The sequence below is a fragment of the Zhongshania sp. genome (assembly GCF_041623545.1).
Taxonomy (GTDB): Bacteria; Pseudomonadota; Gammaproteobacteria; order Pseudomonadales; family Spongiibacteraceae; genus Spongiibacter.
The window spans coordinates 1-5286 of record NZ_JBFJWS010000227.1; the positions used below are offsets into that span (position 1 = coordinate 1).

The 5286-nt window shown below is 50.1% G+C and carries 4 protein-coding genes; 1 reads left to right on the plus strand and 3 read right to left on the minus strand.

Features of this window, described 5'->3' with window-relative positions; all coding sequences use genetic code 11:
• Both ABYT30_RS15125 and ABYT30_RS15130 read right to left on the minus strand, forming a co-directional pair.
• On the minus strand, positions 1-1382 hold a 1382-nt coding region (locus ABYT30_RS15125), incomplete at its 3' end, for a flavin-containing monooxygenase (RefSeq protein ID WP_373083309.1).
• Between the two features lie 69 nt (positions 1383-1451).
• Positions 1452-2318 (minus strand): sterol desaturase, encoded by an 867-nt coding sequence (locus ABYT30_RS15130; protein WP_373097350.1) that lies wholly within the window; start codon positions 2316-2318, stop codon positions 1452-1454.
• Between the two features lie 97 nt (positions 2319-2415).
• On the opposite strand from ABYT30_RS15130, the gene ABYT30_RS15135 reads away from it, so the two are divergent.
• A complete protein-coding gene (locus ABYT30_RS15135) occupies positions 2416-3324 on the plus strand; it encodes a LysR substrate-binding domain-containing protein (RefSeq protein WP_373083312.1) in 909 nt (302 codons plus the stop codon).
• Between the two features lie 45 nt (positions 3325-3369).
• Here ABYT30_RS15135 and ABYT30_RS15140 read toward each other — a convergent pair.
• Positions 3370-5286 (minus strand): TonB-dependent receptor (locus ABYT30_RS15140; RefSeq protein ID WP_373097351.1); only part of this gene is annotated, 1917 nt, incomplete at its 5' end.

Consider the following 5286-nt stretch of genomic DNA (forward strand, 5'->3'; position numbering starts at 1 on the left):
CCGGTCTTATCAATAAAGTAACTGGCACAGCCACTGTTCCAAACCGTGCCTTGCAGGGCATTTTGTAGGTCTTTATTGAGGTTTGCGCTGGTGTCGCCATCAACAGAAATCGTCGCAATCTTCTTTTTGCGGGCCTTGGTGATGGCGCTGAGAATATATTTCACTTGGGCTTCAATAATCACAAAGGCCGAGGTGTAGGTGTAGAGGTTTGGGCCTAAGGTTAAAAACAAGTTGGGGCAGTCTTCGGCCATGGTGCCTAAGTAGGCCGACGGTGACCCCGCCCACTGCTCAGACAGGCTGCGGCCATTGCGACCATAAATGAGTTTGCCAATTGGCGGGTCGGAAACTTCAAAACCCGTGCCATAAATAATGACGTCGACTTCGCAGCTGGATCCGTCGCTCGCTATCAGCTTATTGCCTTGGATTTCAGTGATGCCCGTTACTACTTCGACATTGTCTTTGCCTAGGGCTTTATACCAGTTGTTTGACAGTAATATGCGTTTGCAGCCGAGTGAATAATCGGGCTTTAGTTTTTCTCGCAGAGCCTCGTCTTTGACGCCTCGGGCAATGTGTTTGACCGCCGCTGTTTCTAAACGTTGGGAGAACCATTTGTTTTTGAGATTGTGATTAAGAAATTCAAATTGTAAAAAAAGTACTTTTCTGAATAATTTTTGGGTAAAGGGATAACGCGTAAAAATAGTCCGCCAGCGATCCGATATCTTGGTGTCGACTTTCGGCAGCACCCAAGGCGGCGTGCGTTGGAATAGCGTGATCTGCTTTACCTTGCGCTGGATCGCGGGTAAAAACTGAATGGCCGAACCCCCGGAGCCGATGACGGCAACGCGCTTGCCGCTCAGATCGTAATCTGCATCCCACGTTGCCGAATGGAAAGATTTACCGGGAAAGGTTTCTATACCCTTGATATGCGGTATTAAGGGTATATGCATTGGTCCGCAGGCCATAATCACGAAGCGCGCGCGATACACGCCGCCGCTGGTTTCCAATTGCCAGCATTTGTCGGCTTCCAGCCACTCGCACTTGCTAAGGGCACGGTTAAAGTGAATGTGCTCGCTTACTCTAAAGCGTTTTACGGTGTCTTGGGCGTAGGCCTTTATTTCTTCTTGGCTGGCAAAAACGCGGCTCCAGTTTGGGTTCAGGGCAAAAGAATAGGAATACAGGGCAGACGGCACATCGCAGGCGCAGTCGGGGTAGACATTCTCACGCCAAACACCGCCAACTTCTTGGGCTTTTTCCAGCACAATAAAATCTACCTTGGCCTCACGTAGTTTGATTGCCGCGCAAATGCCGGAAACCCCCGCGCCAATAATAATGGTCTCGTGAAAGCCGGTTTCATGCTCGGTAGACGTTGTTGATGTAGTCATTATTCTACGTATCCAATTCAGGCCCGCGTTAATAGTCGCTTATAGGGCGTTATTGTAGGAGATGTCTTATTAGCCCTTGCTTAGCGGCCGATAAAAATAGCGGTAGAGTACGCTGTTTTCTTCTCTTTCATTTTTTCGCCAGCCGTAGATTTTGGGGCGCTCAAATTCAATAGCGAGTTTTTTCCAGAGCAGCCAATCGTAGAGTGCCAGCATATTTTGTAGATTGCAGGCCGAGGTGGGGCTGCGGCTGTGATGGTGATGGTGCTGGGTTGGAAAGGTCAGTATGTGGCAAAGCGCATACATGGTTTTAGAGACGATCGGATTAGGGTGGTTGAGCAGTTTTAAATCGTAGTCGAGGTTGGCGTGGGTATGTATTCCCCAAATGCTCTTAATGGCGGTGCCAATGGCCCAGACATGGAATAGACCTAGGTACAGACAGAGATAACCAAACCAGTAATTGGGTAGGGTAAAAGCCCAGCCCCAGCCGACAACGATAGTTTGGCTTACGCCTAGCTCTCCGCGATTATCGGCGCCACCGTGTAAATGGTGGGTTCTGTGGGTCACTTTATACCAGCGCTGTAATTTGGCGAGAATGGCGTTTTCTGGGGTGCGTGAGTGAGAAAAATTATGTACCCAGCCATGTAATAACTCATCAATCATGACAAAGCTAATAACACCGACGAGGAGGTACTGATCGTCAAGCCATGCCAAGGCGCCAGCGCGGCCTGGCATGAATAAAGTGAAGAGGCCAAAACTACACAGGATCAGCAGCGGCCGCTCTATAAAATGTAGCCAGGTAACGGCGATGCCCAGCATCTGCCAGTCTTTGCCAATTTTTTTACCATTTCTGGCGGCGCCCTTGGCTATTTCATACAAGATGAAAAAGACAATTACCCCGAGTGACCAATTGGTATAACCATTTTCCACGTTGTCCATTTAGGGCCTCGGTCTCGTCTCAAACACTGTTGCCATGGTGAGACCTTAAGCAATTTGTTAATATTAGTACAATTCAATAAAAGCATAAGTGATATGCATGAAGCTTAATTTACGCTCGGTTGACCTCAATCTACTCACCATCTTCGACGCGATAATGAGTCACGGCCAAATGTCGAAGGCGGCGCAGCAGCTGCATATGACCCAGCCGGCGACTAGCCATGCCCTTAAGCGACTGCGGCAGACCTTTGACGATGAGCTGTTTATTCGCACCCGCAATGGCATGAAGCCCACAGCGCGAGCCCTTGAGATAGCGGGGCCGATTCAAGAGGTTTTGCTAAAAATCCGCGACACGCTTGATTCGAATAAGCACTTTGAGCCGACGGAGTCTGATCGCGCCTTTAAAATTGCCTTTGGCCGTTACGGGGAGTTGAATTTATTGCCGCGTATTCTTGAGAAAGTAAATGAGGTGCAAACCGATATCAGCATTTACTCCCACTTAGATGATCAGGAGACCGGCATTGAATCACTTAAGGACGGCAAGATCGATTTTTGTTTTGACTTTGTCTCGCCCCAGGACAAACGTTTGGATTACTGCGAATTCAAACCGGAAGAAATTGTGGTGATTGCCCGCCGTGATCATCCCCGCTTAGGCGCAAAGTCGTCGATTAGTACCAAGCAGTTTTTCGATGAAAAGCACATCGTCATGAGTTTTGGCAGCGACCGCCGTGAGCTGCTTCAGCAGTTTATGGAAGAGCAGGGCGGCATTCGCAAGATACTCACCGAAGTAAATCAATATATTGCGGTGCCAACCGTGGTGATGCAGTCTGATGGCATCGCTATTGTTCCTAGGCCAATGGCGGAGTTCTTTTTGTATAAAGACCGGTTAAAAATATTCAAGCTGCCCCTCGGTTTACCGTCACTGCCAATTTATTTAATTTGGCACCGGGCCATGAGCCAAGACAAGGGCCACAGCTGGCTAAAAGCATTGATCATGGAGTGTGTTTGACAGCAGGCAGCCGTAAGGCTGCCTGTGTTGTGATTGCTGACCGGTTTAGTAGGTGTAGCGGGCGGTTAAACCCAGCGATAAGGGCTGGCTGGTAAAGGCTTGGTATGAGCCGACTGGCGAACCAACGCGGGTGTCGATAGTGGTAAAAATATTGGCGGGGGCGACTTGGTCGATATCAATTTCATCGGTGAGATTCCGTCCCCAGAAAGCGACGTCAATATTACTATTTCGCCAGCCGAGCCTGAGGTTGAGGGTATTGGACGCCGGTTGGTCAAAGCGTGGGTCCAGCGCCGAACTGGCATTGGCGGCGCCAGAGTAGGCGTAGTCCATGCGGGTGTAGATGTCGCCACTGCCAAAGGGGTAGCGCCAGTTAATGGCGATATTGCCTTTGAGTTTGGTGGCGGAGGCCAGCTCCTCGCCATCTAAAATACACTGCCCTAAGTCGTTATCTGGTTCGCGGCCGTAGTAGCACTGACCGCCATCGTAGCTGTCGAAAATGGTGTCGATATAGGCGAAATTGATGGTCGTTGACATGTTCTCGGTGAGGATGATGGTCGAGTCAACCTCGATACCGTCAACAGTAACAAGTTCAGCATTGTTGATGATGAAAACCAAACCGGCAAAACTGGCATTCTGGAAATTCTTATATTCGGTGTGGAACACAGACGCGTTGATACGTGCTCGGCGGTCTAAGAACTCAGTTTTGGCGCCCAGTTCAAAGTTAATAACTTCCTCTTCGCCGAAGGGACGCATTTCGTCAGTTGCGGTGCCGTTTTGTAAGCTGAAACCACCCGCTTTAAAGCCGGTGGATATCACACCGTAAAACATGGTGTCGGCATTCACAAAATAGCTGCTGGATATGGAGCCGGTGATGGCGTCGAAGCTTTGGGAATCGTCGAAATTATTGCCGTCAGGGGTAACGAGACAGATTAGGTTGGTATTTAAAGGTGGAACACAGCCGAGCGCAGACAGCTCGGTGGTTTGAATCACCACGCCGGATTTTTTCTCATAGGAATAGCGCAGGCCAAGGGCCGCCTTCCATGCATCACTAAACTCGTAATCGAGTTTAGTGAATATGCCAAAACTGTCGGTGTCTTGAGTGATGTCATAATCGCCTCGATCGCCCTCGACACCGAGTACTGGCAATGCGAGGGGGGAGAGATTAATGGGCAGTACACCTCTTGTTATCAATTCGCCAGCCAGGGCTGCGCCATACTCTTCAATGTCTTGTTGGGCGAGGAACTCAGGTAGGTCTTTGTCGCCGCGACGGAACTCATTGGTAAAAACAAAGGTACCCGCGAGCCAGCTGAACGCGCTTTCGGTGTCTGATGCGATCCGGAACTCCTGAGACAGTGACTCGCCCGCTTGGCGGTCGTTAAAATCGGCGAGGAGTAAACTTGTCTGTTCAACATCATTGAGAATAGTTAGGCCGTCGTAGTCATCGTAACTGCTTATCGAGGTTAAGGAATAGCCATCGCCACTGTATTCGAGAGTAAAAATAATGTCGTTGGAATCACCAATATAGCCGCTACCTTCGCTGTATTCGATGAGCCTGTCAGCGGGGTCGTTGGGAATGGTTAAACTTGCGCCGGCATTCGTTAAGATTCGCCTGCTGGCGTCACTCAAAAATACATCGCCGGTTGTGGTGTTCATGTCTTTGTCGGCGTAGCCCACAATGAGGCGGCCATACAGCGCGTCGCTGAAGTCCATGCGCAACTGGCCGCGAATCGCGTAGCCGTTCAAACCTTCGCTTTTGGGGCCCGCTGCGTTGTCAATTAACTCGCTTCGGCCGGTGTCGACGATGCTGAGTCGACCTGCGACTGAGTCGCTAAAGGGCCCACTCACATAAGCTTTTATCTGTTTCAGCTTGTCGCTGCCAAAGCTGACTTCCGCCATGGCTTCAAAGTTTTCAGTTGGGCCCTGCGTTGCGACGCTAATCACCCCGGCGGTGACGTTTTTACC

What these genes read in the sequence shown, in the direction of transcription:
- ABYT30_RS15135 (WP_373083312.1), top strand. Translation starts at nt 2,416, where the DNA reads ATGAAGCTTAATTTACGCTCGGTTGACCTCAATCTACTCACCATCTTC.
- ABYT30_RS15130 (WP_373097350.1), bottom strand. Translation starts at nt 2,318, where the DNA reads ATGGACAACGTGGAAAATGGTTATACCAATTGGTCACTCGGGGTAATT.